Here is a 24,835-nt window from a genome sequence, read left to right as displayed (position 1 = left end):
ATTGTGCAGAAGAGCTTGGTGCATGAAAACACCGTGAAAATGCCGTTAAGTTTGGAAAGCTGGTTAATGTGCTTGCAATAGTCTGCCCTGGACAGGGCTCCCAATCCCCCGGCTTCCTTTCCCCATGGCTTGAACGCGCGGGCGTGCAGGAACAACTGGCCGCCCTGAGCGACGCTGCAGGGATTGACCTGCTGGCCCACGGCACCACCTCGGATGCCGAGACCATCAAGGACACCGCCGTGGCGCAGCCCTTGATCGTGGCGGCCGGACTCATCACGGCCCGTGCGCTTTTGGGCGACGACGCCCCCGCCGCCGTTGCCTCCCGCCCGGTGGTTGTGGCCGGGCACTCCGTGGGTGAAATTACCGCCGCCGCCCTGACCGGGACCCTTTCCAGCGCCGACGCCATGGCATTTGTGCGCGAGCGTGCCAACCGCATGGCCGACGCCGCCGCGGCAACCCCCACGGGGATGGCCGCCGTTGTTGGCGGTGACGCCGAGGAGGTCCTCGCGGCCATTGCGGCGACCGGGTTGACACCGGCGAACATGAATTCCAAGGGCCAGACGGTGGCCGCCGGCACGCTCGAGCAGATCGCGGCCCTGGTGGCTGCCCCGCCGGCCAAGGCCCGGGTCATCCCGCTGCAGGTTGCCGGCGCCTTCCACACCCACCACATGGCACCGGCGGTTTCAGCCCTTGAGGCGCTTGCCCCGTCGCTGACCACCCACGCACCCACGGTTCCGCTGCTGTCAAACTACGACGGCGCCGTCGTGCCTTCCGGGGACGCGGCACTGCAGTCCCTGATCGCCCAGGTGTCGCGGCCGGTCCGCTGGGACCTGTGCATGGAAACCATGGCCGCCATGGGAGTGACAGGGCTGATTGAGCTGTCTCCGGCCGGGACGCTGACCGGCCTGGCCAAGCGCGGCATCCCCGGCATTGTGACCGTTGCCGTGAAAACGCCCGATGATCTTCAAGCTGCCCAGGACTTGCTGGCAGCACACTCCGCGCCCCAAGAAGGAACACTGTGAGCACCCCGACACTGAAACAACACACACTCCGCGCCGGATCCACCATCCTGGGCATCGGCGCGTACCGGCCGAGCGAAATCGTCACGAACGAAGATGTGTGCCAGTGGATCGACTCCTCCGACGAGTGGATCCAGCAGCGCACCGGCATCATCACCCGCCACCGCGCCCCCAGGGACGTCTCGGTGGTGGACATGGCCGTGGGCGCAGGCGCCGAAGCCATCAAGCACGCCGGAATTGAGGCGTCCCAGATCGGCGCCGTGCTCGTCTCGACAGTCACGCACCCCTACGCGACGCCGTCGGCCGCCGCCTTGATCGCCGAACGGCTGGGCGCCGCACCGGCACCCGCCTTCGACATCTCAGCCGCCTGTGCCGGCTACTGCTACGGCGTGGCCCAGGGCGACGCCCTGGTGCGCTCCGGCACCGCCGAGTACGTGCTGGTCGTCGGCGTTGAAAAGCTCTCGGACGTCATCGACAACCACGAGCGCACCATCTCGTTCCTGCTCGGCGACGGCGCCGGCGCTGTTGTCATCGGCCCCTCCGACGAGCCGGGCATCAGCCCCACCGTGTGGGGTTCCGACGGCAGCAAGTGGGACACCATCGGCATGACCCACTCCCAGTTGGACATCCGCGACTTCAGCGAGCAGGCCATGAAGGGCGACGGCGTCGCCCTCGCCGCCGCCGACGAGGCACACTCCACGCTGTGGCCCACGCTGCGCCAGGACGGCCAGACCGTGTTCCGCTGGGCCGTGTGGGAAATGGCGAAGATGGCGAAGAAGGCCCTTGCGGACGCAGGCATCACCGCCGCTGACCTCGGCGCGTTTGTGCCGCACCAGGCCAACATGCGCATCATCGACGAGCTGGCCAAGCAGCTGAAGTTGCCCGAGCAGGTCATCATCGCCCGCGACATTGCCGACGCCGGCAACACCTCGGCCGCCTCGATTCCGCTGGCAACACACCGCCTGCTCGCGGAGAACCCCGAGCTCTCCGGTAAACTTTCGCTTCAGATCGGCTTTGGTGCCGGACTGGTGTTTGGCGCCCAAGTTGTGCGCCTGCCCTAACAAACGTATCGGGCCACATCCGTGGTTTGATCATCATGCCTGAAAAGATCAAGTCCTTGATCACAGCACAAGAAGAAAAGGAGCCGTCAATGGCTAGCAACGAAGAGATCCTGGCCGGATTGGCCGAAATCGTCAACGAAGAGACCGGCCTTGCCCCGGAAGCGGTCGAGCTGGACAAGTCCTTCACGGATGACCTGGACATCGACTCCATCTCAATGATGACCATTGTTGTCAACGCTGAAGAGAAGTTCGATGTGAAGATCCCGGACGAGGAAGTCAAGAACCTCAAGACCGTTGGCGACGCTGTCAGCTTCATTGAGGCCGCACAGGGCAAGTAAGCCCTGAGTTTTGCCCCTGTCCGCGCAAGCGGCACGGGGCCTGGTGGTTGGCCGGAAAGCAGGACGCCGGCCAACCACATCAACATCCCCGAGTCCTGCCCCATAAATTTTGTAGAGAGTTGAACCATGGCCCGCAAAGTAGTCATCACCGGACTGGGCGCCACCACGCCCATTGGCGGCGACGTCCCGACCATGTGGAAGAACGCCCTCAAAGGCGTCTCCGGCGCCCACACGCTCACTGACGATTGGGTGGAGAAGTACGATCTGCCCGTACATTTCGCAGCCAAAGTTACAACTCCTGCCACAGACGTCCTCAGTCGCGTTGAAGCCAAGCGCATGGACCCCTCCACCCAGTTCGCCGTCGTCGCCGCCCGCGAAGCCTGGAAGGATTCCGGCCTGGAAGAAATCGACCACGACCGCCTCGCCGTTGCCTTCGCCACCGGCATCGGTGGCGTGTGGACCCTCCTTGACGCGTGGGACACCCTGCGCGAAAAGGGCCCCCGCCGCGTCCTGCCCATGACGGTTCCCATGCTCATGCCCAACGGTCCCGCCGCAGCAGTCAGCCTCGACCTCGGCGCCCGCGCCGGCGCCCACACCCCCGTGTCGGCTTGCGCCTCGGGGACCGAAGCGCTCCACATCGGACTGGAACTGATCCGTTCAGGCAAGGCCGACGTCGTCGTGGCCGGTGGCGCTGAAGCAGCAATCCACCCGCTGCCCATGGCTTCATTCTCCGCCATGCAGGCGCTCTCCAAGCGCAACGACTCCCCCGAAACGGCGTCACGGCCCTACGACGTGAACCGCGACGGCTTTGTCATGGGTGAAGGCGCAGGTGCCCTGGTGCTTGAGGCCGAAGAGCACGCGATTGCCCGCGGTGCCCGCATCTACGGCGAGCTTGCCGGCACCTCGGTTACCGCCGACGCCTACCACATCACGGCCCCGGATCCCCAGGGCCTGGGCGCCACCCGTGCCCTCAAGGCTGCCTTGTTTGACGCCCGCGCCCTGCCCGAAGACGTGGTGCACGTCAACGCCCACGCAACCTCCACCCCGGTGGGCGACCGCCCCGAGTACACCGCACTGAAGGCCGCCCTGGGTGAGCACGTGGACAATGTCTGCGTCTCCGCCACGAAGTCCCAGACGGGCCACCTTCTGGGCGCCTCGGGTGCCGTTGAATCGGTGATGACTGTGCTGGCTGTGTACCACCGGCTGGCCCCCGTCACCATCAACCTGGAAAACCAGGACCCGGAAATCCCGCTCGACGTTGTCACGGGCACCCCGCGTGAACTGCCCGACGGCGAGATCATGGCCCTGAACAACTCCTTCGGCTTTGGCGGGCACAACGCCGTTGTGGCCATCCGCAGCACCGGCCCCAAGGTTGAGATGGCCTGACAGCCAAGGCACGCCCCGCGCCCCCGCACCAACAAGTAACCCGCAGTTGTGGTCGTAATCCGGCAGTATTTCGCCGGTTTTACAACCACAACTGCGGGTTACTTGTTTAAGGGGAGGCGGGTCAGCCTACGTGGTGGAGCCAGCGCACGGGCGCCCCGGCTGCAGCATGGCGGAATGGTTCCAGTTCCTCGTCCCACGCCTCACCCAGTGCCAGTGACAGCTCCTGGTAGACCAGGGACGGGTCGCCCTTGCCCGCTTCGTAGGCGTACCGGATGCGGTCCTCGGACACCATGATGTTTCCGTGGACGTCGGCAACCGCATGGAAAATGCCCAGTTCGGGGGTGTGGGACCAGCGCGATCCGTCGACGCCGGCACTGGGATCTTCCGTGACTTCGTAGCGCAAATTTGCCCAGCCGCGCAGGGCCGAGGCAAGGCGGGCGCCGGTTCCGGCAGGCCCGCGCCAGGAAAGTTCGGTGCGCAGCACATTGGGCGCCGCGGGCTGTGCAGTCCACTGCAAGTCCGTGCGCTGGTCCATCACCCCGGCAATGGATGATTCAATATGCGGGCACATGACAGCCGGGGCTGAGTGCACAAACAAAACACCGCGCGTGTTTTCGACCTTCATTCCATCCTCCATTGCAGTAGGTGCGTCTTCCCCAACGACCTTCTTAGGATGAAACTGGTGGTGCGCGGATCCGATGTGAACTGACCCTGAATGTCCGGCTGTGACGCCGGGCCTTTCGTTATTGAGCGTTTGCTCCCTCTTATTGTGCCGTAGCTGAGCTGATTACGCCACCGTAGGGACTTTCCATGACGGCGAAGGGGCAAATTCTTCCCCTCAGGCCCTCGGGTGGGCTGTCCGATAGCTGTCCCTGAGCCGCTCCACCGAGACATGGGTATACAGCTGTGTGGTGGCCAGGGAGCTGTGGCCGAGAATTTCCTGCACGGCACGCAGGTCCGCCCCGCCGTCTAAGAGGTGTGTGGCTGCGGAATGGCGAAGGGTGTGCGGTCCGGTTGCGGAGGTGTCCCCCAGTGAAGCCAGGTGTTTGTCCACCACTGAGCGCACCGTGCGCTGGTCGATGCGTCCGCCCCGCTGTCCCAGGAACAGGGCGGTGCCGCTTTTTGGCTTGTGCAGTTTGTTTCGCCCCACGTCCAGCCACCTGCCCAGGGCAGTGTCGGCGGGCAGCCCGAAGGGCACTGTGCGTTCCTTGTTGCCCTTGCCCACCACGCTGACCGTGCGTCGTTCCCGGTTCACATCCACGAGATCCAAGGCGGCCATTTCGCCCACGCGGATTCCGCTCGCGTAAAGAAGCTCAACCATGGCCAGGTCCCGCAGGGGAACCGGGTCGCCGGTTTCAGCCGTGGCGGCCAGTTCTTCAAACAGCCGCCGGACCTGCTGTTGCTGCAAGACGGCCGGCAAGTTCTTCTCACGCTGCGGCGCTTTCAAACGCAATGCCGGATCCACCGCAATGATCTCCTCCCGCAGGGCCCAGGAGGTAAAGCTGCGCACCGTGGCTGCGCGGCGTGCAAGTGTCGAGCGCGCCAGTCCCGCAGCGTTCTGCTCACCCATCCAGCGTCGCAGCGAGCCCAGGTCCACCTCAGCCAGGGAGGTGTTGCCTTCGGTGACGGCGTGAATCAACAAGGCGTCAATGTCTCCGCGATAGGCCCGGATGGTGTGTTCCGAACGGCCCCGCTCCGCACGCAGATAGCGCTCGAATGCATCGGCTGCCCGGGCCAATGCGGGCGGCAGGGCTGAACGTTCTTCTGGATCCACACAACCACTGTGCGCTGTCGGACCGGCCGTGGCAAGCTGCCCCGCCGCAACGCCGTGTTTTCAGCTAGCCCAGTCCGGCGCCTTTAACGTATGACCCGAGCGAATCATCGGTGAGGGCCTGGGCAATGGCTGCGATCGCGTCGTCGTCCCGCAGTACGATTGACTGGCCATCCGTGCTGGTGCCTGTGCCCAGGGACGGCAGAGTGAAAGAGATGACATCTCCGCCACGGACACTTTTCAGGCTCACCGCGAGGTTTCCAACCACCGCCGCATCAAGACCCGAATCAACACTGATGTACGGAGACACCTTGTCAACGAGCGCGGTCACCGTGACCGGATTGGCCAGGGTGGCCGGGGCCAGGACGGTGTTCAGGACCGCCTTGAGGAAGATTTGCTGGTCCTTGACGCGTTGGAAGTCGCCGTCGCTGAAGGCATACCGTTCACGGACAAACGCCAACGCCTGGTCACCGTTGAGCTTCTGCGGACCTGCCGCAAAAGTGTAGTCGCCGTGAGTGGAGGTGAAGGGCAGCGGGACGTCGACCTCCACACCGCCCAGGGCATCGGTGATGGCCTTGAACCCTTCAAAATCAACAATGGCGACATGGTCAATTCGGTTCTTGAACATGCCTTCGAGCGTTTGCACCACCAGCGGGACACCGCCAAAGGCCATGGCGGCGTTGATCTTTGCCTGCCCGTGCCCGGGAATGTCCGCCCAGGTGTCCCGCATGACCGACATCAGGAAAATGTTCTTTCGGTCGGCCGGGATGTGCATCCACATCATGGTGTCCGAGCGTTGGTTGGAGGGATCGCCGCCTTCTGCCAGGTCGAGAGAATCCCCGCGGCTGTCGCTGCCGAGAATCAACACATTCATGGCATCCGCAGCCGGGCCTTCGCTGGGTTTCACCGGGCGCAGGGTTTCGTTCGGGAAGGCCATCGGGATCTTTTGGGTTTTTGTGTCAAAGCTGCGCGCAAGGTTGCCAACAAAGACAACGCTGGCCAAGGCAGCCACCAGGAACAACCCCAGAACGACCAGCAGGACGTTTCGCCGCTTGTTGCGTCTGCGGCGGGCGGGCTGTGCTTGCTCCGCATCGTTGCTCATAGTCGCCATCCTGCCACCGCCGGCCCATTTTGTCTCTCAATCCAGGAGCTGTGCTCTGGCGGCAATGAAGTGCCCCGGCTGGTCCGGTTCGGTACGTTGGTCCTGTCGTCCAACGCCCGGGATCCTCAGTAGACTCCTTCCATGAAAGAGCCTTTGATGCATTACGTTTCGTGCGGCATGCTCGTGCGTGCGGGGCACGTTTTTCTCGTGCACCGCTCGGCGTCGAAGCTGCGCCATCCCAATGTCTGGGACTTCCCCGGAGGCCACCTCGAGCTGGGAGAGAATGGCAGGCAAGCTCTTGTGCGTGAGATTCGAGAAGAGTTGGGCGTGGAGATCACTGCGCCTGCCGGGAAAGCGCTGCTGACACGTCAAGACGCTGAAATGTGCCAGGAAATCTGGCTGATTGAGGATTGGGACGGTGACATCGTTAACGCCGCCCCTGATGAACATGACGCCATGGGCTGGTTCAGTCTGGACGACGCAATTGCCTTGAACCTCGCCAGCGGTGACTACCCAGCACTCTTCAAGCAGGTCTTGAGCTAAGTCCTGTTCGGCCGGTGTTCCCGACGCGGGCAGGAATCATGGGCACAGATTTAACTACACCGCAGCCGGTCGGTACCTTTAAGGCTGTTGACGAATCCCGCCCCCTCAAGAATGATTAGGTATATGCCTAACTATCACATCGAGCTCGACGCCGTGCTCCGGGCCCTCGCGGATCCGACGCGACGGGCCGTCGTGGAACGGTTGGCGAAGTCGCCCGCCGTCGTCTCCGAACTCGCGGCACCGTTCTCGATGGCGTTGCCCTCGCTCATGCAACACCTGCGCCTCCTTGAGAACGCGGGACTGGTCACGTCCCGGAAGCACGGACGTGTCCGAACCGTGAGCCTGCGACCCGGCGCCCTCGACGTCCTGCACCTGTGGCTCGGCGAACAACGAACCCCGGCAGAACACCAAGCCGACCGGCTCGGCATCCACCTCATCCGCACCACCCCAAAGGAGACCTGATATGACCCGCGTACGCATGGACCTGTTCGTCTCGCTGGACGGCTACACCTCAACAACCGCCCGATCACCTGAAAACCCGATGGGCGAGGACTGGGGCCGCCTCACCGCAGCCTACTCGGCGACCCGCACGTTCCACGAGCATGTCTTCGGCGACATCAGCGGCACCGGCACGACAGGCATCGACGACTCCCACGCTGCCGCGTTCTTCAAGGGAGTCGGTGCCGAGATCATGGGCGCTGCCATGTTCGGCCTGCACTCGTTCCCCGACGACCCGGACTGGAAAGGTTGGTGGGCTGACCAGCCGCCGTTCGGCACCCCGGTGTACATCCTCACCCACAGCGCACCACGTCCGTCGATCCCGATGCAGGGCGGAACGACATTCCACTTCCGCAACACCCGAATCGAGGACGTGCTCGCAGAAGCGACAGAAGCCGCAGCCGGCATGGACGTGCGCATCGGCGGCGGAGTCGGCACCGCGAGGGAATTCCTGCGCGCCGGCCTGGTCGACGAGTTGCACCTCCTGGTCGCACCGATCGTCCTCGGCCGGGGAACCCGGCTGTGGGACGACTTGGCCGGTCTCGACCTCACCCACAAGGTGACGACGGAAGTCGCAGAGAGCGGCACAATCCACGTCACCTTCACGCGATAGGACATCACATGGCAATCGAACGCCGACTCGCCCACGCCGGCTTCACCCTGACCCGCGACTACCCCGTTCCCCTTGAGCTCCTCTGGAGCGCATTTGCCGAAGAGGACCAGAAGCTGAGCTGGTGGGGCGCCGGTGACGCCGCTGAGCCCGGTGAGTGGGCATTCGACTTCCGCATCGGCGGACGCGACGTCGACGAGGGCACGTTTCACAATGGTCCGGTTTCGAGGTACGAGGCCACATATACAGACATCGTCGAGCACGTCCGGATCGTCACCACGTACGACATGTGGCTCGACGGGGTCCACATGTCGACGTCCGTGGCATCGTTGGAATTCGAGCCGATCTACGACGGCACCCGGTTCACACACGTCGAGCACGGCGTCTTCTTCGACCAGTTCCAGGCCGACGGGCCGGGCCGCGAGGAAGGCACCCGGGGCCTGCTCGAAGCATTGGGCAACTACCTCAAGTAGCGTACGTTGCGCACCCGGCGATGCCGAGAAACCGACAACGCTGAGGCTGTCAGGCCGTCGGCCGCGACGCTATTGGGCGCAGCGCTTCCAGCCGCCGGCCAGCCTCTCCGCCAGCCCCAATGCTTCAAGCCTGCCCAGCCCGGACAGGACCGTTGTGGCACTGAGTCCCGCAACGAGGCACAACTTTTCAATGGTTGAGGCCATGCGCAGCGGCAGGGCATCCAGGAGCAGCAGGTCCTGTGTGCCCAAACCGTCATACAGGGCCGCCTGCACCTGTGGTTCGGCAACAAGGTGCTCGCCCATGGCACCGGCAAGTTCGGCGATGTCGGCGGCATCGGTGACGCAAACCGCGGAGCCTTCCTTGAGCAGCCGGTGGCACCCGGCCGAATTGGCGGAGTACACGGAGCCCGGCACGGCCCCCACCACCCGGCTGAGTGCTTCTGCATGATGGGCAGTGTTGAGCGCACCTGAACGCCATCTGGCTTCCACCACCACCGTGACCGAACACAGTGCGGCGATCAAACGGTTCCGCTGCAGGAATCTGTACCTGGTCGGGTTGGTCCCGGGTGGCACCTCGGCCACCACCAGCCCGCGTTCAGCGATGGTCCGCAGCAGATCCTCATTTCCGGAAGGGTAAAACCTGTCCACTCCCCCGGCCATGACGGCGATGGTCGGCGGCCGGCCGATTTCCGGGACCGCGGGCAGGGACGCCGCGGTCGCTGGCAACCCGGGAAAAGAACTGCCGGCGTTGAAGGCGCTGAGCGCACCTCGGTGGGCCTCCGCGTCAATGCCGTAGGCGCCCCCGCTGACAACAGTGAATTCTCGCTGCACCAGCGAACTGGCGATCTCCGCGGTGACGTTGGCTCCGTAGCTGGTGTTGTCCCGGGACCCAACCACGGCGATGCAATGCGGCTGTGCGGGGATGTCCCGCAGGCTTCCCCTGCACCAGAGGGCTATCGGGGCGCCCAGTTCCAGGTCATCAAACGCCTGGGGCCAGTGTTCGTCCTCAGGGACCAGCAGCCTTCCTCCCATTCTTTCCACTGTGGCCAGGTCGCGTTCGGGGGCCACATCCACCAGCCGCGGCCGCCATCGTTCCAACGCCTCCGCCAGGCCTGTCCACCGTTCGGTGCCTGCGGTATTCAACACCTCGGTGACCTCGCGTTCGACGCGGGCGTTGGAGGAATCCCCGCTGCCAATCAAGGCAAGTGCCTCTTCCGGTCCCAAAACCTGAATCAAGGCCAGCCCCGGCAAGTCCGACGGCTCCATCAGCCGGGTGAGGGCGGCCCGGGCAACACGCAGCCCCATGTCTGCCGCCTGGTTTCCTGCGTTGCTCATAGTCCTTCTCCTCGTTGCCGCAATGTCAGCGCCAGCCCAACGTCGTCGCTGCCCGGTCGCTCCCGTCCCTGCAGGTCCGCCACGGTCCAGGCCAGCCGCAGCACACGGTCGTAGCCGCGGGCGCTGAGCACTCCAGTGCCCATGGCCCTGTCCAACAGTGCTGTGTCGTGCCCGCCCAGCCGCAGGGGACCGCGCAAGATACGCCCTGTCAGGTCCGCGTTGTGGGCAAGCCCCCATTGCTGGAGCCGTTCACCGGCCATGTTGCGCGCCAGCTGCACCCGGGCGGCCACCGTGGCACTGGATTCACGTTCCCCTGCGTCGGCGAGCTGCGACAGCTGCACCTTGTTGACCTGCAACTGGATGTCGACCCGGTCAAGCAGCGGACCAGAGAGCCGGCCAAAGTAGCGCCGGCGCGCCATGGGCGTGCACTCACAGTTGATGCCCTTGCCCGTGGCTTTTCCGCAGGGGCAGGGGTTGGCGGCCATGACCAGTTGGAAACGGGCAGGATACGCCGCCGTTCCGGCAGAGCGGTGCAGGACAAGCTCCCCGCTTTCCAGCGGCTGGCGCAGGGCGTCCAGGACCCGCTTGTCGAATTCGGGTGCCTCGTCAAGGAACAGCACTCCCCTGTGTGCCCTGGAGGCGGCGCCCGGACGCGGTATGCTGCTGCCGCCACCGATGATGGCCGCCGTGCTGGCTGAATGGTGCGGCCGTTCATACGGCGGCCGGCGCATCAACTCCACGAGGCCGGCGCCCCTGTGCTCGAGGGAGTGAATGGCGGTAACCTCCATGGCCTCGGCGTCGCTGAGGTCCGGCAGGAGCCCCGGCAGCCGTTCGGCCAGCATGGTTTTGCCTGAGCCGGGCGGGCCGACCATCATCAGGTGGTGCCCTCCTGCGGCGGCGATCTCCAGTGCGAGCCGTGCCACGGCTTGGCCGGCCACCTCGGACAGGTCAACACCTTGCTGGGCCACGGCCGTTTCCTGGGCTGCCCCGGCAGAATCCGCGCCGGGACTCCAGGTGCCTTCGATGCCGGCCAGGTCCTTGGGATCGGCGTCAAAGTCGATGGCGACCTGCGCCAGGCAGTCGTAGCCGCGGACCTTCGCCCCTTTGACCAGCCGCGCCTCGGCAAGATTTGCGGTGGACACGACGAATTCCTTGTACCCGGCTGAGAACGCCGCAAGCACGGCCGGCAGCACGCCCCGGACGGGCCGCAGCCGCCCGTCGAGTCCCAGCTCCGAGATGAACACGGTTCCGCCCGTGCGCCGGACGTCGCCGGCGGCGTTGAGCGCAGCCATGACGATGGACAAATCGAATCCGGAACCTTTTTTGGGCAGGGACGCGGGCACCAGGTTCACCGTGATCTTGCGCCTGCTCAAGGGAATTCCGGAGTTTTGTGCCGCCGAACGAATCCTGTCCCGGGCCTCCTGGAGCGAAGCATCCGGGAGCCCCAGGAGAATGAAGTTTGGCAGGGTTTGGCCAATGTCGGCCTCCACCTCAATCACGTGCCCGTTCAATCCAACGAGCGCCACGGCAAGGGCCCGTCCCATTCCCATCAGGCCACGCCCTTGAGGTGGTCGATGCTGGGCGGGGCCGAATGGTCCATGATGATGCCGACAGCGTCGATCCGCAGGGCACCGATGACATGCTGGTGTTCGCGTGCCCAAAGCACCGCCAGGGTGCGCAACCGCAACAGTTTTGCCCGGGTCAGCGCCTCCAGCGGATCCCCGTACCGCCGGGACCTGCGCGTCTTCACCTCAACGATGACAAGCTCGCTGCCGTCCAGGGCCACCAGGTCAATTTCACCTTGGGCACACCGCCAGTTGCTGTCGATGACCCGGATGCCGCGGTCCTCCAGATAGTCCGCCGCCACCCGTTCACCGCTTTGCCCCAGTGCGTCTTTTGCTCTCATGACTGCCTCCACTGCCAGCTTTGCTGGCATTGGGGTGCCGCAACAGCTCCCCCACGCGATTTGTGGACAGTCAGGCAGCCTGCACCGCCTGTGGGGGAACAAAACTGCCCTTAACGCACGACGTCGGCGACCTGCCCGGGTGGGGCGGGTCGCCGACGTCGTGCGTTGGCAGTTAAAACTTCCGGATCAGCTGCCGGCGGCCTCGCGGACCAGTTCCGCGCAGCGTTCGCCGATCATCATGGTGGTGATGTTGGGGTTCACCGTCACGAGCTCTGGCATGACGGAGCCGTCGGCCACCCGCAGCCCGGTGACACCCTTGACCCGCAGCTGCGGATCCACCGGCGCCATCGCATCGTCGCCGGCACCCATCCGGACGCTGCCGGCCGGGTGGTAGACGGTGTTGTGCGTGCGGCGGATGTAGTCGGCGATTTCGTCATCGCTTTGCACATCCTGTCCGGGGTAGAGTTCCGTGCCGGCCCACTCGGCCATGGCCGGCTGGGCAATAATTTCACGGGCCCGGCGGATGCCGGCGATCATGACCGTCATGTCGTGGCCCTCGGCGTCGGTGAAGTAGCGCGGGTCCACCTTCGGCTTGTCACGGAAGTCCCGGCTGCGCAGGCGCACGGTGCCGCGCGACTTTGCATGGGTGACGTTCGGGGTCAGGCAAAAGCCGTTTTCCGTCGTCGGGTAGCCCTGGCGCAGCGTGTGCATGTCGAACGGCACGGACCCGTAATGCATCATCAGGTCCGGGCGGTCCAGTCCGCTGCGGGTTGGCGAGAAGATGCCAATCTCCCACCACTGCGTGGATTCCGCCACCATGGGCTGCTTCGCCTCCCACTGGATGACGCCTTCGGGGTGGTCCTGCAGGTTCTCGCCGACGCCGGGCGAATCCACCCGGACCGCGATGCCGTGGTCGCGCAGGTGCTCCGCCGGGCCAATGCCCGAAAGCATCAGCAGTTTCGGCGTGTCGATGGCACCGGCGGACACGATCACCTCGCGGCTGGCCGTCAGCGTGTGCGTGCGGCCGAAAGCCGAATCCACCACGTTGACGCCGGTGCACTTGTTCGCCTCGTCAAAGGTCAGCTCGCGGGCCCGCAGGTCCGTCAGCAGCGTGAAGTTCTTCCGGTCCATGATCGGGTGGATGTAGGACACGGAGCTCGACGCGCGGGTGCCGTCCGGCTGGCGGTTGATCTGGAAGAAATTCGCGCCGTTGACAACTGTGGTGTTGTCGTTGAATTTCGCCCGCGGGATGCCGGCTTGTTCGCAGGCGTCCAGGAGTGCCACACCGCAGGGGTCCGACGGCGGGACGTTCATGAGCTTGACCGGTCCGCTGTCGCCGTGGTGCGGTGCCGAGGCGCCGGCGTCGTCGTTGGTTTCAAGCTGCTTGAACAGCCGGTAGCCCATCTCCGCATTCCACCCGGTGGCTCCGTGCACCGATTCCCAAGCGTTCAGGTCTTCGCGCGGCGCCCAAAAAGCAATGCAGGAGTTGTGGCTGGAGCAGCCGCCCATGACCCGTGCCCGGGCGTGGCGCATGAACGAGTTGCCGTTTTTTTGTTCCTCGATGGGGTAGTCCCAGTCGAGCCCTGACTCCAGCAGTTCCATCCAGCGGTCAAGCTGGAGGATTTCAGGCAGCCCGTGGTCGTCCGGACCGGCCTCCACGAGTGCCACCTCGACGGCGGGGTCTTCGCTGAGCCGTGCTGCCGCGGCGGCACCTGCCGATCCGCCACCGATGACGATGTAGTCAAAGGTGCGGTTGGCTGCTTCTTCAATGGTGGCCATGTGTTAGTTCTCCTCCTGTGTGGCGCTGGCTTCGTGATCGGCAAACCAGCCGGTGACCTGCGGGTCGAGGTTTTGGTACACGTGCTTGGCTTCCTGGTACTCCCCCAGTCCGGTGGGGCCCAGTTCACGGCCAACACCGGATTGGCCGTAGCCGCCCCATTCGGCCTGCGGGAGGTACGGGTGGAAGTCGTTGATCCAGATGGTGCCGTGGCGCAGCCGGCCGGCCACGCGCTGGGCCCTGCCGGCGTCCTGGGTCCAGACTGCACCCGCCAGGCCGTAAATGGTGTCGTTGCCCAGGGCCACGGCCTCGTCCTCGGTGCGGAACGTTTCGACGGTGACGGTGGGTCCGAACGCCTCGTCGACAAGCACCGACATGCCGGAAGCAACCTGGTCGATGACGGTGGGCAGATAGTAGTGCCCCTCCGCCTTCGCGCCGCCTGCCTGCGACCCGTTGCCGTTGGCCGTTGCAGTTCCCCGGGCAGCGCCGACCTCGGCCGCGGTGGCCGGGCGTCCGCCACAGCGGATCCGGGCGCCCTCGTCCCGGCCCTTGCGGACGTAGGCGTCGACCTTTTCCAGGTGGGCCGCGGAGATCAGCGGGCCTGTCTCGGCCTGCTCGTCATAGGGCCCGCCCAGGCGGATGCCGTCCGCCCGGCGCACCAGTTCGTTGACGAAGTCTTCGGCGATTGATTCCTCCACCAGCAGCCGTGCCCCCGCGGAGCACACCTGGCCGGAGTGCACAAAGGCGCCGTTGAGGGCGTTGTCGAGGGCTGCGTCAAAGTCTGCGTCCGCGAAGATCACATTGGGGTTCTTGCCCCCGAGTTCCAGGGCAACCTTCTTGACGGTTCCGGCAGCGGACGCGGCAATGCTGCGTCCGGTGACCAGTCCGCCGGTGAACGAGACCATGTCCACGTCCGGATGGCTGGAGAGGGGAGGCCCGACGGCGGCACCGGCCCCCGTGACGAGGTTGGCAACACCGGCGGGCAGCCCCAGCTCATCGAGCACGTCGAGCATCAAGATGGCGGTTGACGGGGTCAGCTCGGCGGGCTTGAGGACGAAGGAACAGCCGGCTGCCAGAGCCGGGGCGATCTTCCAGGCTGCCTGCAACAGCGGGTAGTTCCATGGCGTGATCATGGAGCAGACGCCGACCGGCTCGTACACAATGCGCGAGAGCACATTGTTGTCGGAAGCGTCAACGATCCGGCCTGCCTGCTGGCCCGACAGGCGGCCAAAGTAGTCGAAGCAGGCGGCAATGTCGTCCATGTCCAGCCGGCTTTCAAGGATCCGCTTGCCGGTGTCCGCGGATTCGGCGCGGGCAAATTCTTCCTTGCGCTCCCGGAGCCGGTCGGCAACCTTGAGCAGGAAATCTCCGCGCTGCGGGGCGGGGACGGAGGACCACACACCCGAGTCAAAGGCGGCGCGGGCTGCGGCAATGGCGCGTTCGGAGTCTTCCGCCGTCCCTTCCGAGACCGTCGCCACGAGCTGCCCGTCAGCCGGGCAGGCAATGTCGCGGGTGCCTCCGGCTGCCGCGGGCGCCCATGCGCCGTCGATGAACATGCTTCCGGCCTTGGTGGCAGCCGGTCGGGCAAAGTTTTGTTCGGTCATGATTTCTCCTGATCCAATGCGTCGTTCGGGGGTGTGGGTGCGGCGGCCATGGGTGCGTCGTCGACGGTGTCGAAGTCGCCTTCCCAGTCCGTCTTTGCTTCGCTGGTTTCGGCGATTTTGCTGATTCCGGCGGTTCCGCCGTTTTCGTGGAGGAAGGCCACATGTATTTCGTAGTGGTCCAGGACGTCGGCAATGACCTGTTCCCGGCCGCAGCCAAAGAGGTCGTAGCCGTGGCTGCCCTCCAGGGAGAACACTTCCATCCGGTAGTAGTGCTCGGTTTTTACGGAGGCTGTGGCATACGTCGGCACCTCGCGCTGGACCGGGTACACCTGGTATTTGAAGGCCCGCTCGTCCCCATGCTGGATCAGCAGGTCTGCCGTGCCAATGCCCGGCGGTTCCACGGTGCCGAAGTCCAGGGCGGCCTCGATGCCTTGGGCGGCGAATTCATCGCGCACCTCTTCCAGTGCGGGGCGGGCCACCTCGGTCATGAACTTTTGGGCCTGCCGTTTGCCCGGGTAGTTGACGGCGCTGGCCAGTCGTTGTTTCCAGCCGCGCCGGCTGTCATGGCCGGTGCCTTCTGCCCGCGACGACAGCACGCCGTGGAGTCCGGCACGGTAGCTTCCGGCCAGCGCGTTCTCCACCCTGAGCGCCTTGTACAGGCCCAGCATGATGAACAGCAGCACCACGGAGAATGGCAGCCCCATGATGACGGTGGCGTTTTGAAGTGTGGCCACTCCCCCGACCAGCAGCATGGACAGGGTCAGCAACCCGGTCGCCACCGACCAGAAGACGCGGACCCACTTGGCACCGTCGGCGCCGGGGTCCTTCAACCGCGAGGTGAAGTTGGCCATGACGAGTGCACCGGAGTCGGCGCTGGTGACATAAAACAGCAGGCCGGTGAATGTTGCGACGGCTGCCGTGAAGGTGGCTCCGGGGTATTGGTCGAGCATCAGGTAAAAGCCGCGCTCGGGATGGCTCATGGCCATTTCACCAAAGGCACTGTTGCCGCTGCGCACCAGGTCCAGGGCGCTGTTGCCGAAGATCGAGATCCACAGCAGAATGAAGGCAAAAGGCACCACGAGCACGCCGCCAACAAACTGGCGGATGGTCCGGCCGCGCGAGATGCGGGCCAGGAACAAGCCGACGAAGGGGGCCCAGGCGATCCACCAGGCCCAGAAGAACAAGGTCCAGCTGTTGAGCCAGGCATCCGGGCGGTCGTAGGCAAAGGTGTCAAGTGCCATGCCCGGGAAGCGGGAGATCGTATCGCCGATGTTCAGGATGATCCCGTCCAGCAGGTACCGGGTCTTGCCGGCGAAGAGCACGAACAGCATCAGTGCGATGCACAGGATGACGTTGAGTTCCGACAGGCGCCGGATCCCCTTTTCCACGCCGGTGAGCACGGAGACGGTCGCCATGATGACGGCAACGGCAATCAACGCAATTTGCACCGACGTGTTTTCCGGGATGCCAAACATGAAGTTCAAGCCAAAGTTCAGCTGGGCAACACCGATGCCCAGGGACGTGGCGATACCGAAAATTGTGCCCAGGACGGCGGCAATGTCGACGGCGTCGCCGAGCCCGCCATGAATGCGCTTGCCAAGGATCGGGTACAGCGCCGACCGGATACTCAAGGGCAGGTTGTGGCGGTAGGCGAAGTAGGCCAGGGCCAGACCAACGAGCGCGTAGAGTCCCCAGCCGAGGATGCCGTAGTGGAACAAGGTCCAGGCGAGGGCTTGGCGGGCGGCCTCAACGGTGCTGCCGTCGCCCGCAGGCGGCGCCAGGTATTGGGCGACCGGTTCGGAGACCGAGAAAAACATCAGGTCGATGCCGATGCCGGCGGCAAACAGCATTGCCGTCCAGGTGAAGAGGTTGAAGGTGGGTCGGGAGTGGTCAGGTCCCAGCCGCGTTTTGCCGACCTTGTTGAAGGCCACGGCGATCACGAAGGCCAGCACCAGGACGACCACGAGCGAGTAATACCAGCCGAAGGTGGAGCCGACCCAGCCCACGACCGTGCTGATGACGAGGTCCGCGCCCTCTTGGTCGATGATGGCCCAAAGCGCGATGGCCAACACACCGCCGGCCGCACCGAAAAAGACCACTTTGTTGATGGGGTTTCGCCCACCGGTCTCATCGTTGGTGTCGGCAGGCGGTTCGCCTCTGGTTTTGGGCATGGATTCGATACTTTTGTTTCGACTCATGACTGCATGGTAACAAGCCGCGGGCAGTAGATTGCCAGTCCGAAACATGTTACCTGCGGGTTTTTAGGAGGGAACTCACATCCAAAGTGCCATCCGGGGCGCAGTGGCGCGTCCAAGTACTCATAAGCACAACCGGAGCTAGGCTGCGCGTCCAAGTTCACTGCCAGTTGTCCCAAGCTGCGCAAAACCCACGGTGGGTGCGCCGCATGACACTGTTATGCGGCACACCGGCGGCGGGTTCAACGCAGATTGGGACGCAAGGAAATGGACGACGGCGGAACTTGAGTTCCGCCGTCGTCCATCCTTAAGTTTTCCCCACCCAAGCGGCGGGTGGCTCAGCCGAGCGGGCCGAGCTGGCTGTCCTTGGGGACCTGCAGGTCGTCGGTCTTGATCAGTTCCTCAACGTTGACGTCCTTAAAGGTGATGACGCGGACGTTTTTCACGAAGCGGGCCGTGCGGTAGACGTCCCAGACCCAGGCGTCCTGGAGGGTCAGGTCAAAGTACACCTCGCCGTCGGCTGAACGGGCCTGCAAATCCACGTGGTTGGCCAAATAAAACCGTCGTTCCGTTTCAACCACGTAACTGAACAGGTTCACCACGTCACGGTATTCGCGGTAAAGCTGCAGCTCCATGTCGGTTTCGTAGTTTTCCAGATCCTCAGCGCTCATGCTTCCATCATCCATCACGAGGGCCCACTTACCCAACGGCCCCGCAAGCAGCGGCTGAAGCGGCGCCGTGGCCAAGGCCGAAGCAGCGACGTGGCGGCGGTTGAAACTAGACCAGACGCCAGCTTTTGCGGTGGTGGTCGGTGGGGCCGAGTTCGGCAATCGCGGCCCGGTGCCCCGCAGTGCCGTAGCCCATGTTGGACTCCCAGCCGAAGGCGGGAAAGTGTTCGGCGAGCCCGCTCATGATGCCGTCGCGTTCAACCTTGGCCAGCACGCTGGCGGCGGCAACCGACTGGCAGGTCAGGTCGGCCTTGATGCGCGTCTGGATCCGCCACGGTGCGGCGGGTGCGGCGGGTGCCGGTGGCAGCGCGGCGGCAAACAAGTCCAGGTCGCCCTGCACCGGTTCAGACAGCCAGTCCTGGTTGCCGTCCAAAATCACAAAGTCCGGGATCAGCGCCTGGGCGGCCCGGGCCATGGCCCGCTGGCCGGCCAGGCGGAGGGCGCCCACCAGGCCCACGGAATCAATTTCATGCGCTTCGGCATGCCCCACTGCACTTGCTTCGGCCCAGTCGATGATGGCGGGAACGAGTGCCTGACGCACGGGAATGCGCAGCAGTTTGCTGTCCTTCACACCGGGCAGTTCCGTGGCTGTGGCTGCATGGATGATGACCACACCAACGCTGACGGGCCCGGCAAGCGATCCGCGGCCCACTTCATCGCAGCCGGCAACTACCTGGTACCCCTGCGAAACGAGTTCGCGCTCCCAGTCAAGGGTGGGTGCGGCAGCGGCCATTACTGGCCCGCCGGCACGTGTTGCTGCGAACCAACACTTGAGCTGGAGGGGGCGGGAACGTCGGTGAAAACATCGGGGTAGTTGCCCAGGATGCCCCAGTGGGTTACCGGCCAGGCCACGACCACGGCCCTGCCTTCAACATCGTCGATGGGGACGAATCCGGTGTGGTTGGCGACGTTGTGGTAGCGGGAGTCCTGGGAGTTGTTGCGGTGGTCGCCCATGACCCACAGGTGGCCCTCGGGAACTGTGACGTCAAAGGGGGTGTCCGACGGCGCGGCGCCGGGATAGAGGTAAGGCTCGGTGATGGGCTGGCCGTTGACTGTCAGCTTTCCGTCGGCGCTGCAGCACATGACCCTGTCCCCCGGCAGGCCGATGACGCGCTTGACCAGGTGCTGCTGGGAGTTGTCCGGTGCCAGGCCGATGAAGGTCGCAACGTCGCCGACCCAGCCGATGGGGCCGTCGCTGGCAGGTTCGGGCTTCAGCCAGCCCTGGGAGTCCTCGAACACGACGACGTCGCCGCGTTTGAGGGCAAATGGTTCGGGCACCAGCAGGTTCACAAAGATCCTGTCCTGGATTTGCAGGGTGTTTTCCATCGACCCGGAGGGGATAAAAAAGGCCCTGAACAAGAAGGTCTTGATCAAGAATGAGAGGACAACTGCTATGACGATGATGGTCAGCAGTTCCTTGGCCCACGCCCAGGCCTGCCGGCCGAAGCGCTCGGTGCCGGTGCCGCCGCCATTGTTGGCGCTGTGATTGCCGCCGTGGTTACCGCCGTGGCTGCCGGTGCTCCTGCCCGAGGCGCCGGCCCGGGTGGGGGCCTCTTCGCCGTCGGTGGGGGCCTCGCCGCCGCCGCTGCCGTCCGCGTTCGCGTTCGCGTTCGCATTGTCGACGCCGGCATTCACCTGGCGGGCCCGCTGGTCCTGCCGCGCCTGCTCCTCGGAGGATTCCTGGGCGCCGCCATGGTGGGGCTCGACGCCGTCGGACTCTCCCGGCACACTTTCTTGCATCAACGTATTTTCCTTAGCAAAGTCAGGTCAAACAATTCTCGGACGCACCGCTGCCGGCAACTGCGGCACCACAACTACGGCACCACAACTACGGCACCACAACTACGGCAGTGCCGTGCCATCACTGTCGATCAAGTGCAGCCGCCCCAACGGCCACACAGTTGCAAGAGGCGAACCAATGACCCTCGAGGTGGAGATCAAACCGCCGCCGGGGGCACCCAGCAGTGAGCGTGAATCCAGCGAGACACTCCGGTGATCACCCATAAGCCACAATTTACCCTGTGGGACGGTCACCTCGAACTTCAACTCGCTGGGCTTGTCGCCGGGATGCAGGTAACTCTCAGTGACGGGAACGCCGTTGACTTCCAGGAGTCCGCCGGTCGAGCAGCACTTGACGGTGTCGCCGGCAACGCCCAGCACGCGCTTGACGTAAATATGGTCGTTGGGCACCAACCCAAGCCACTGCCCGGTGCCAACAACCGCGTCCGCGACAGGGCCCGCACCCGATTTCAGCGGCGTGAAGGAGCCCCTGCCGTCGAACACGACCACGTCGCCGCGTTCAATGGGGTGGTTGGCAAAGGCCAATCGGGAAACCAAAACACGGTCGCCGGTCAGCAGCAGCGGTTCCATCGAGCCCGAGGGGATGTAGTACACGTCCGCCAGGACGTTGCGCACGAGCGCCAGGAACACAAAGATGACGGCCACTGCCACAACAACAAAACGCCAGCCCAGTTTCCTGGACTGGCGTTTCGCTTGAGTCAAAGTGCGATTCCCTTTGTTACTTGGCGGGAACGTTGTCGCGCTTTTCCTTGATCTTTGCTGCCTTGCCTCGCAGGCTGCGCATGTAGTACAGCTTGGCGCGGCGAACGTCGCCCTTGGTGACTACCTCGATCTTGTCCAGAACCGGGGAGTGTACCGGGAAGGTACGCTCGACGCCGACGCCGAAGGAGATCTTGCGGACCGTGAAGGTCTCGCGGAGGCCGTCGCCCTGGCGGCCAAGGACGAAGCCCTTGAAAACCTGGACACGTGAGCGGGAACCTTCAATAATGTTCACGTGAACATTGAGGGTGTCGCCGGCACGGAAGGCGGGGATGTCGCTGCGCAGGCTGGCTGCGTCAACAGAATCGAGAAGATGCATTTTCTCACTCCAGGTAAACGCCACAGGTCATTTACTTTGTGTCACGACTTTCATGGACGGCATAAAGCCAGTCATGGAAATCGAAAGATTGGACCGGATATCTCGGATGGATCACCGGTGCGCCTCGCTGTTGACTAACGCTCCCCCTGTGGCAGGAACGCGCCCAGTAGGCACTTGCACTCATTTTGCCACAGTTCGCGACCCAACAACTAATTCAGCCGCCACCGCGGCTGCGCCTGCTTCATCACAACTTATTCGCCTACGCGGCTTATTCGCCCTCGCGGCGGACTGCCCTGCCATCGACGACGGCGTAGCCCAGGTCCCAGAGCACGTTCCGGTCCGTCTTGCTGAACTTGGAGACGTCCAGGGCGTCGATCAGGTCCGGGCGGCGGTCGGCCGTGCGGCGCAACTGCAGCTCCTTGCGGAACTTGGCGATCTTGCCGTGGTTGCCACTGAGCAGCACCTCGGGAACGTCGCGGTCGCGCCAGCTGGAAGGCTTCGTGTAGACGGGATACTCCAGCAGCCCGTCCGAGTGTGATTCCTCGATGAGGGATTCGGGGTTGCCCACGACGCCGGGGATCAGCCGGCCGATGGCCTCCACCATGGCCAGGACAGCCACCTCACCACCGTTGAGGACGTAGTCGCCCAGGCTGACGGGGCGGACAATGTAGTCATCGGCGGCCCATTCCAGGACGCGTTCGTCAATGCCTTCGTAACGGCCGCAGGCAAAGACCAGGTGTTCTTCCGCTGCCAGTTCGTAGGCGAGCTGCTGGTTGAACACTTCCCCGGCAGGCGACGGCACGATCAAGGTGGGCTTCCCGCCGTCGGACATGGAAGTGGCTGCGGCGATGTCGGTGAGTGACTGCGCCCAAGGTTCCGGCTTCATGACCATGCCGGCGCCGCCGCCGTAGGGGGTGTCGTCGACCGTGCGGTGCCTGTCGGCGGTGTAGCTGCGCAGGTCATGGACGACAAGCTCCAGCAGCCCCTCGGTGCGGGCCTTGCCGATGAGGCTCAGCTCCAGGGGTGCCAGGTACTCCGGAAAAATGCTGACGACGTCAAAACGCATTATTCGGGCGTTCCTTCCGTACCAGCCGTGCCGGTGCCGGACAGGTCTGCCGCCTCGCCGGTCTCGTCATTTTCGGCCGACTCCTTGTTCACGGTGAAGAGCCCTGCCGGAGGGGTCAGCAGCACGTAGCCGTCCTCGATGTTCACCTCGGGAACGATCTCGTCAACGAAGGGGACCAGCACCTCGTCGCCGTCGTTGTCCTCGACGATGAGCAGGTCCTGGACGGCCAGGGTGCGCAGCCCGGTGACTTTGCCAACCTTCGTCTTGCCGACCCGAACTTCAAGGTTCAGCAACTCGTGTTCGTACCAGGCGTCGTCGTCCTCGTCATCTTCGGATTCGAAGTACAAGGTGGCGCCGCGCAGCAGTTCCGCGTCGTTGCGGGTGGTGGTGCCTTCGAAGCCGAGCAGCAGGATGTCCTTGTTCCAGCGCGAGCTCTTGACGGTCAGGGTGCCCAGCGTTGCCGGCTCCACGACGAACTCGGCGCCGACGGCGAACCGGGAATCGGGGGCGTCGGTGAGGACCAACGCCGTCACTTCGCCCTTGATGCCGTGGGGCTTGCCAATTCGGGCAACCTGAACCTGCATGAGTGCTCCTAAATACTTTCTAAACTGATGGGGAAAAGATTTGGCCCCGTCACCATTATGGTGCCGGGGCCAAACGTTTGGCTTTACTGCTGAAAACTACGTGTTCCGCGAACGGATCTCGAGCCTCCGGGCGGCAGGTTAGCGGCGGCGGTCGGTGTCGACGACGTCTACACGCACCGGTTCGCCGTTGGCCAGTGCCGCTACCACTGTGCGCAAAGCACGGGCGGTGCGGCCCTGTCGGCCAATAACCCGGCCCAGGTCGTCTTGATGAACGCGCACCTCGAGGGATTCCCCGCGGCGGTTGTTCTTGACGCTCACCTGTACGTCTTCGGGAGAGTCAACTATCCCTTTGACCAGGTGTTCCAGCGCTTCAGCCAACAAGTTACTCGGCCTCGGTGCTTTCGGCAGTCTCATCCTCGTCGGCCTTCTTGGCCTTCTTGGTGATGGCTTCCTTGACAACGACGTTCTTGGCCTCGGGAGCAACGAATGCTTCCTTCGGGGCCTTGGTCCTCAAGGTGCCTTCGGCGCCCTTGATGCCCTTGTACTTCTGCCAGTCACCGGTGATCTTCAAGAGCTTGAAGACCTGCTCGGACGGCTGTGCGCCGACGCCGAGCCAGTACTGGGCACGATCGGACTTGACCTCAATGAATGAAGGCTGTTCGGTCGGGTGGTACTTGCCGATCTCTTCGATGGCACGGCCATCACGCTTGGCGCGTGAGTCCATGACGACGATGCGGTAGTACGGTGCGCGCATTTTACCAAAGCGCTTAAGGCGAATCTTTACGGCCACTTTTGTGGTTACTCCTGGTTCGAAAAAGGGGCGAATCCCGTGTCACGCTCCCGTGGGGCGGGCCGTTCGACGGATTTCTAAGGACAGGACCTACACGCGGAGAGAGGGGCCACGCGGATCGAGTACCTGTCCATTATGCCAGAAAAACTTTGTCCCGTGCGACGTGTGACGACTCCCCTCCCCCGTGTTGTCCGCCACGTCCACTTTGCCGGCGGTTTCCCGGACGTTCGACGACGCCCGGCGGCGGTTGCGCGGCGGTTGCGCGGCGGGACCCACGGTGGCAGTGGCAAACTGATCCCGCCCGCCCCAAACGCTCCTGCGGATAATGGGGTGTTTTCCCCGACGCTCCTGCACTTTTGCGCTGGCCGTCCCGCTTCAGCTGCAATATTAATTGGGGAGTTCGCCGAATATGAGCCGAACTCGAGAAATGACCCACAACAATCACCTATTTCGCGAGTTTGGGTCACCTTCGCCAAACAGGCTCCGCACACCAGCGGGTTGGGGGCATTTTCGGCGCAGACGGCCGGGTCAGGCGCAGACGGCCGGCTGCACAATTGTCGACGAACACAAAAATGATCCCGCCCCACCCAGTGAAGCCGGAAGTCCGGGATCATTGGGCAGGAACGGGACCATTTTCGGGCCAGCCTGGTTCGGGCCAGCCTGGCGCCCGTAGGCGCTCCGCCGGCCTGAGCCCAGTCGTTATTCGGCGGAGTAGAAGAACAAGCTCATTTTGGCGTTTTCCTCGGCGGCCGAAAGGGCTGCGGCCGACATTGCGGTCAGGGCCCGCAGCAGCGGTTCGGTCACCTCGGGGGTGGATTCCATTTCCTCGGCGGCGGCCCATTCGGCCGCCAGGTCCACAACGTCCTCCGGGTCCTCGGGGGCGTTCAGCTCGGCAAAGACCTCAAGGAGTGCATCGGGAACGGCAAACAGCGTGTCGAGTTCAATGTCGACAAGGCTCAGCTCGGCGGCGACGCCGGTTGCGTGAACCTTCTTGACGGCAAACTCGCCCAGCACTTCAATCTCAAAATCGCTCAGGCCGGGCGTCGGCAGGACCGGCACATCGATGGAGGGTGATTTTCCTGTCATCCGGGCTTTCGCCCGGGCGACGGCCTGGTGGTGGTCGGCGATGAAGAACTCTGAGTAATTGGCCACGCATAAGCCTTTCAAGTTG

The 24,835-nt window shown here is 64.2% G+C and carries 27 protein-coding genes; 8 read left to right on the top strand and 19 right to left on the bottom strand.

Annotation, left to right across the window (positions count from 1 at the left end):
- Window positions 1-68 precede the first annotated feature (68 nt).
- The 4 genes from ACT3TS_RS11685 (at window position 69) to fabF (ending at window position 3,804) form a co-directional block, all read left to right on the top strand.
- Window positions 69-1,022: an ACP S-malonyltransferase gene (locus ACT3TS_RS11685; RefSeq protein WP_444531686.1), complete on the top strand. Its 954-nt coding sequence runs from the start codon at window positions 69-71 to the stop codon at window positions 1,020-1,022.
- Window positions 1,019-2,080 carry a beta-ketoacyl-ACP synthase III gene (locus ACT3TS_RS11680; RefSeq protein WP_444531685.1) on the top strand — a complete coding sequence of 354 codons (1,062 nt, stop codon included), beginning with the start codon at window positions 1,019-1,021 and terminating at the stop codon, window positions 2,078-2,080. The genes ACT3TS_RS11685 and ACT3TS_RS11680 overlap by 4 nt, the downstream gene beginning before the upstream one ends.
- A gap of 89 nt (window positions 2,081-2,169) precedes the next feature.
- On the top strand, window positions 2,170-2,418 hold the full coding sequence (locus tag ACT3TS_RS11675; protein ID WP_444531684.1) for an acyl carrier protein: 249 nt from the start codon (window positions 2,170-2,172) through the stop codon (window positions 2,416-2,418).
- A gap of 126 nt (window positions 2,419-2,544) precedes the next feature.
- Window positions 2,545-3,804, top strand: coding sequence for a beta-ketoacyl-ACP synthase II (fabF, locus tag ACT3TS_RS11670; RefSeq protein ID WP_444531683.1), 1,260 nt, complete (start codon window positions 2,545-2,547; stop codon window positions 3,802-3,804).
- Between the two features lie 121 nt (window positions 3,805-3,925).
- Here fabF and ACT3TS_RS11665 read toward each other — a convergent pair whose 3' ends face one another.
- The 3 genes from ACT3TS_RS11665 to ACT3TS_RS11655 all read right to left on the bottom strand — a co-directional run bounded on the left by ACT3TS_RS11665 (window position 3,926) and on the right by ACT3TS_RS11655 (window position 6,677).
- Window positions 3,926-4,429, bottom strand: a complete 504-nt coding sequence (locus ACT3TS_RS11665; protein ID WP_444531682.1) for a DUF3145 domain-containing protein — start codon at window positions 4,427-4,429, stop codon at window positions 3,926-3,928.
- Between the two features lie 213 nt (window positions 4,430-4,642).
- Entirely contained in the window at window positions 4,643-5,578 is a 936-nt protein-coding gene (locus tag ACT3TS_RS11660; protein WP_444531681.1) for a tyrosine recombinase XerC, read from the bottom strand.
- 64 nt (window positions 5,579-5,642) lie between these two features.
- Entirely contained in the window at window positions 5,643-6,677 is a 1,035-nt protein-coding gene (locus tag ACT3TS_RS11655; protein ID WP_444531680.1) for an LCP family protein, read from the bottom strand.
- A gap of 141 nt (window positions 6,678-6,818) precedes the next feature.
- Between ACT3TS_RS11655 and ACT3TS_RS11650 the strand changes: the two genes are divergently transcribed.
- From ACT3TS_RS11650 to ACT3TS_RS11635, 4 genes are all read left to right on the top strand, one after another.
- Complete coding sequence (locus tag ACT3TS_RS11650) at window positions 6,819-7,220, top strand: NUDIX domain-containing protein (protein ID WP_444531679.1); 402 nt, start codon at window positions 6,819-6,821, stop codon at window positions 7,218-7,220.
- Between the two features lie 123 nt (window positions 7,221-7,343).
- Window positions 7,344-7,682 carry an ArsR/SmtB family transcription factor gene (locus tag ACT3TS_RS11645; protein ID WP_444531678.1) on the top strand — a complete coding sequence of 113 codons (339 nt, stop codon included), beginning with the start codon at window positions 7,344-7,346 and terminating at the stop codon, window positions 7,680-7,682.
- Between the two features lies 1 nt (window position 7,683).
- Window positions 7,684-8,331, top strand: coding sequence for a dihydrofolate reductase family protein (locus tag ACT3TS_RS11640; RefSeq protein WP_444531677.1), 648 nt, complete (start codon window positions 7,684-7,686; stop codon window positions 8,329-8,331).
- An 8-nt stretch (window positions 8,332-8,339) separates the two neighbouring features.
- Complete coding sequence (locus tag ACT3TS_RS11635) at window positions 8,340-8,801, top strand: SRPBCC domain-containing protein (protein WP_444531676.1); 462 nt, start codon at window positions 8,340-8,342, stop codon at window positions 8,799-8,801.
- A gap of 69 nt (window positions 8,802-8,870) precedes the next feature.
- On the opposite strand, the gene ACT3TS_RS11630 is transcribed toward ACT3TS_RS11635, so the two are convergent.
- From ACT3TS_RS11630 to ACT3TS_RS11555, 16 genes are all read right to left on the bottom strand, one after another.
- Window positions 8,871-10,136: a DNA-processing protein DprA gene (locus ACT3TS_RS11630; protein WP_444531675.1), complete on the bottom strand. Its 1,266-nt coding sequence runs from the start codon at window positions 10,134-10,136 to the stop codon at window positions 8,871-8,873.
- The gene (locus ACT3TS_RS11625) at window positions 10,133-11,686 is read right to left on the bottom strand and encodes a YifB family Mg chelatase-like AAA ATPase (protein ID WP_444531674.1); all 1,554 of its coding nucleotides are present in this window, start codon (window positions 11,684-11,686) and stop codon (window positions 10,133-10,135) included. Before ACT3TS_RS11625 ends, ACT3TS_RS11630 begins: the two co-directional genes overlap by 4 nt.
- Window positions 11,686-12,042, bottom strand: a complete 357-nt coding sequence (locus ACT3TS_RS11620) for a YraN family protein (RefSeq protein WP_444531673.1) — start codon at window positions 12,040-12,042, stop codon at window positions 11,686-11,688. Before ACT3TS_RS11620 ends, ACT3TS_RS11625 begins: the two co-directional genes overlap by 1 nt.
- Before the next feature lie 186 nt (window positions 12,043-12,228).
- The gene (locus tag ACT3TS_RS11615; RefSeq protein ID WP_444531672.1) at window positions 12,229-13,821 is read right to left on the bottom strand and encodes a GMC family oxidoreductase; all 1,593 of its coding nucleotides are present in this window, start codon (window positions 13,819-13,821) and stop codon (window positions 12,229-12,231) included.
- Window positions 13,822-13,824: 3 nt separating this feature from the next.
- Window positions 13,825-15,423 (bottom strand): aldehyde dehydrogenase family protein, encoded by a 1,599-nt coding sequence (locus ACT3TS_RS11610; protein ID WP_444531671.1) that lies wholly within the window; start codon window positions 15,421-15,423, stop codon window positions 13,825-13,827.
- Window positions 15,420-17,594 (bottom strand): choline BCCT transporter BetT, encoded by a 2,175-nt coding sequence (gene betT, locus ACT3TS_RS11605; protein ID WP_444531670.1) that lies wholly within the window; start codon window positions 17,592-17,594, stop codon window positions 15,420-15,422. The genes ACT3TS_RS11610 and betT overlap by 4 nt, the downstream gene beginning before the upstream one ends.
- Window positions 17,595-17,956: 362 nt before the next feature.
- Complete coding sequence (locus ACT3TS_RS11600; protein WP_444531669.1) at window positions 17,957-18,289, bottom strand: DUF2469 domain-containing protein; 333 nt, start codon at window positions 18,287-18,289, stop codon at window positions 17,957-17,959.
- Between the two features lie 106 nt (window positions 18,290-18,395).
- Window positions 18,396-19,079 carry a ribonuclease HII gene (locus ACT3TS_RS11595; RefSeq protein ID WP_444531668.1) on the bottom strand — a complete coding sequence of 228 codons (684 nt, stop codon included), beginning with the start codon at window positions 19,077-19,079 and terminating at the stop codon, window positions 18,396-18,398.
- Complete coding sequence (gene lepB, locus ACT3TS_RS11590; protein ID WP_444531667.1) at window positions 19,079-20,086, bottom strand: signal peptidase I; 1,008 nt, start codon at window positions 20,084-20,086, stop codon at window positions 19,079-19,081. Before lepB (ACT3TS_RS11590) ends, ACT3TS_RS11595 begins: the two co-directional genes overlap by 1 nt.
- 102 nt (window positions 20,087-20,188) lie before the next feature.
- Window positions 20,189-20,848: a signal peptidase I gene (lepB, locus tag ACT3TS_RS11585; RefSeq protein ID WP_444531666.1), complete on the bottom strand. Its 660-nt coding sequence runs from the start codon at window positions 20,846-20,848 to the stop codon at window positions 20,189-20,191.
- A gap of 16 nt (window positions 20,849-20,864) precedes the next feature.
- A complete protein-coding gene (rplS, locus tag ACT3TS_RS11580; RefSeq protein WP_444531665.1) occupies window positions 20,865-21,224 on the bottom strand; it encodes a 50S ribosomal protein L19 in 360 nt (119 codons plus the stop codon).
- A gap of 268 nt (window positions 21,225-21,492) precedes the next feature.
- Window positions 21,493-22,290 carry a tRNA (guanosine(37)-N1)-methyltransferase TrmD gene (gene trmD / locus ACT3TS_RS11575; RefSeq protein ID WP_444531664.1) on the bottom strand — a complete coding sequence of 266 codons (798 nt, stop codon included), beginning with the start codon at window positions 22,288-22,290 and terminating at the stop codon, window positions 21,493-21,495.
- Window positions 22,290-22,874 (bottom strand): ribosome maturation factor RimM, encoded by a 585-nt coding sequence (gene rimM / locus ACT3TS_RS11570; RefSeq protein ID WP_444531663.1) that lies wholly within the window; start codon window positions 22,872-22,874, stop codon window positions 22,290-22,292. The genes trmD and rimM overlap by 1 nt, the downstream gene beginning before the upstream one ends.
- Window positions 22,875-23,012: 138 nt before the next feature.
- Complete coding sequence (locus ACT3TS_RS11565) at window positions 23,013-23,255, bottom strand: RNA-binding protein (protein ID WP_444531662.1); 243 nt, start codon at window positions 23,253-23,255, stop codon at window positions 23,013-23,015.
- Window position 23,256: 1 nt separating this feature from the next.
- Window positions 23,257-23,664, bottom strand: coding sequence for a 30S ribosomal protein S16 (gene rpsP / locus ACT3TS_RS11560; protein ID WP_444531661.1), 408 nt, complete (start codon window positions 23,662-23,664; stop codon window positions 23,257-23,259).
- 699 nt (window positions 23,665-24,363) lie between these two features.
- Window positions 24,364-24,816 (bottom strand): hypothetical protein, encoded by a 453-nt coding sequence (locus ACT3TS_RS11555; protein ID WP_444531660.1) that lies wholly within the window; start codon window positions 24,814-24,816, stop codon window positions 24,364-24,366.
- Window positions 24,817-24,835 lie beyond the last annotated feature (19 nt).

Source organism: Specibacter sp. AOP5-B1-6 (genome assembly GCF_052376555.1).
Taxonomy (GTDB): domain Bacteria; phylum Actinomycetota; class Actinomycetes; order Actinomycetales; family Micrococcaceae; genus Specibacter.
Note: the sequence above shows the minus strand (reverse complement) of the source record. Positions and strands in the feature narration are given on the sequence as shown.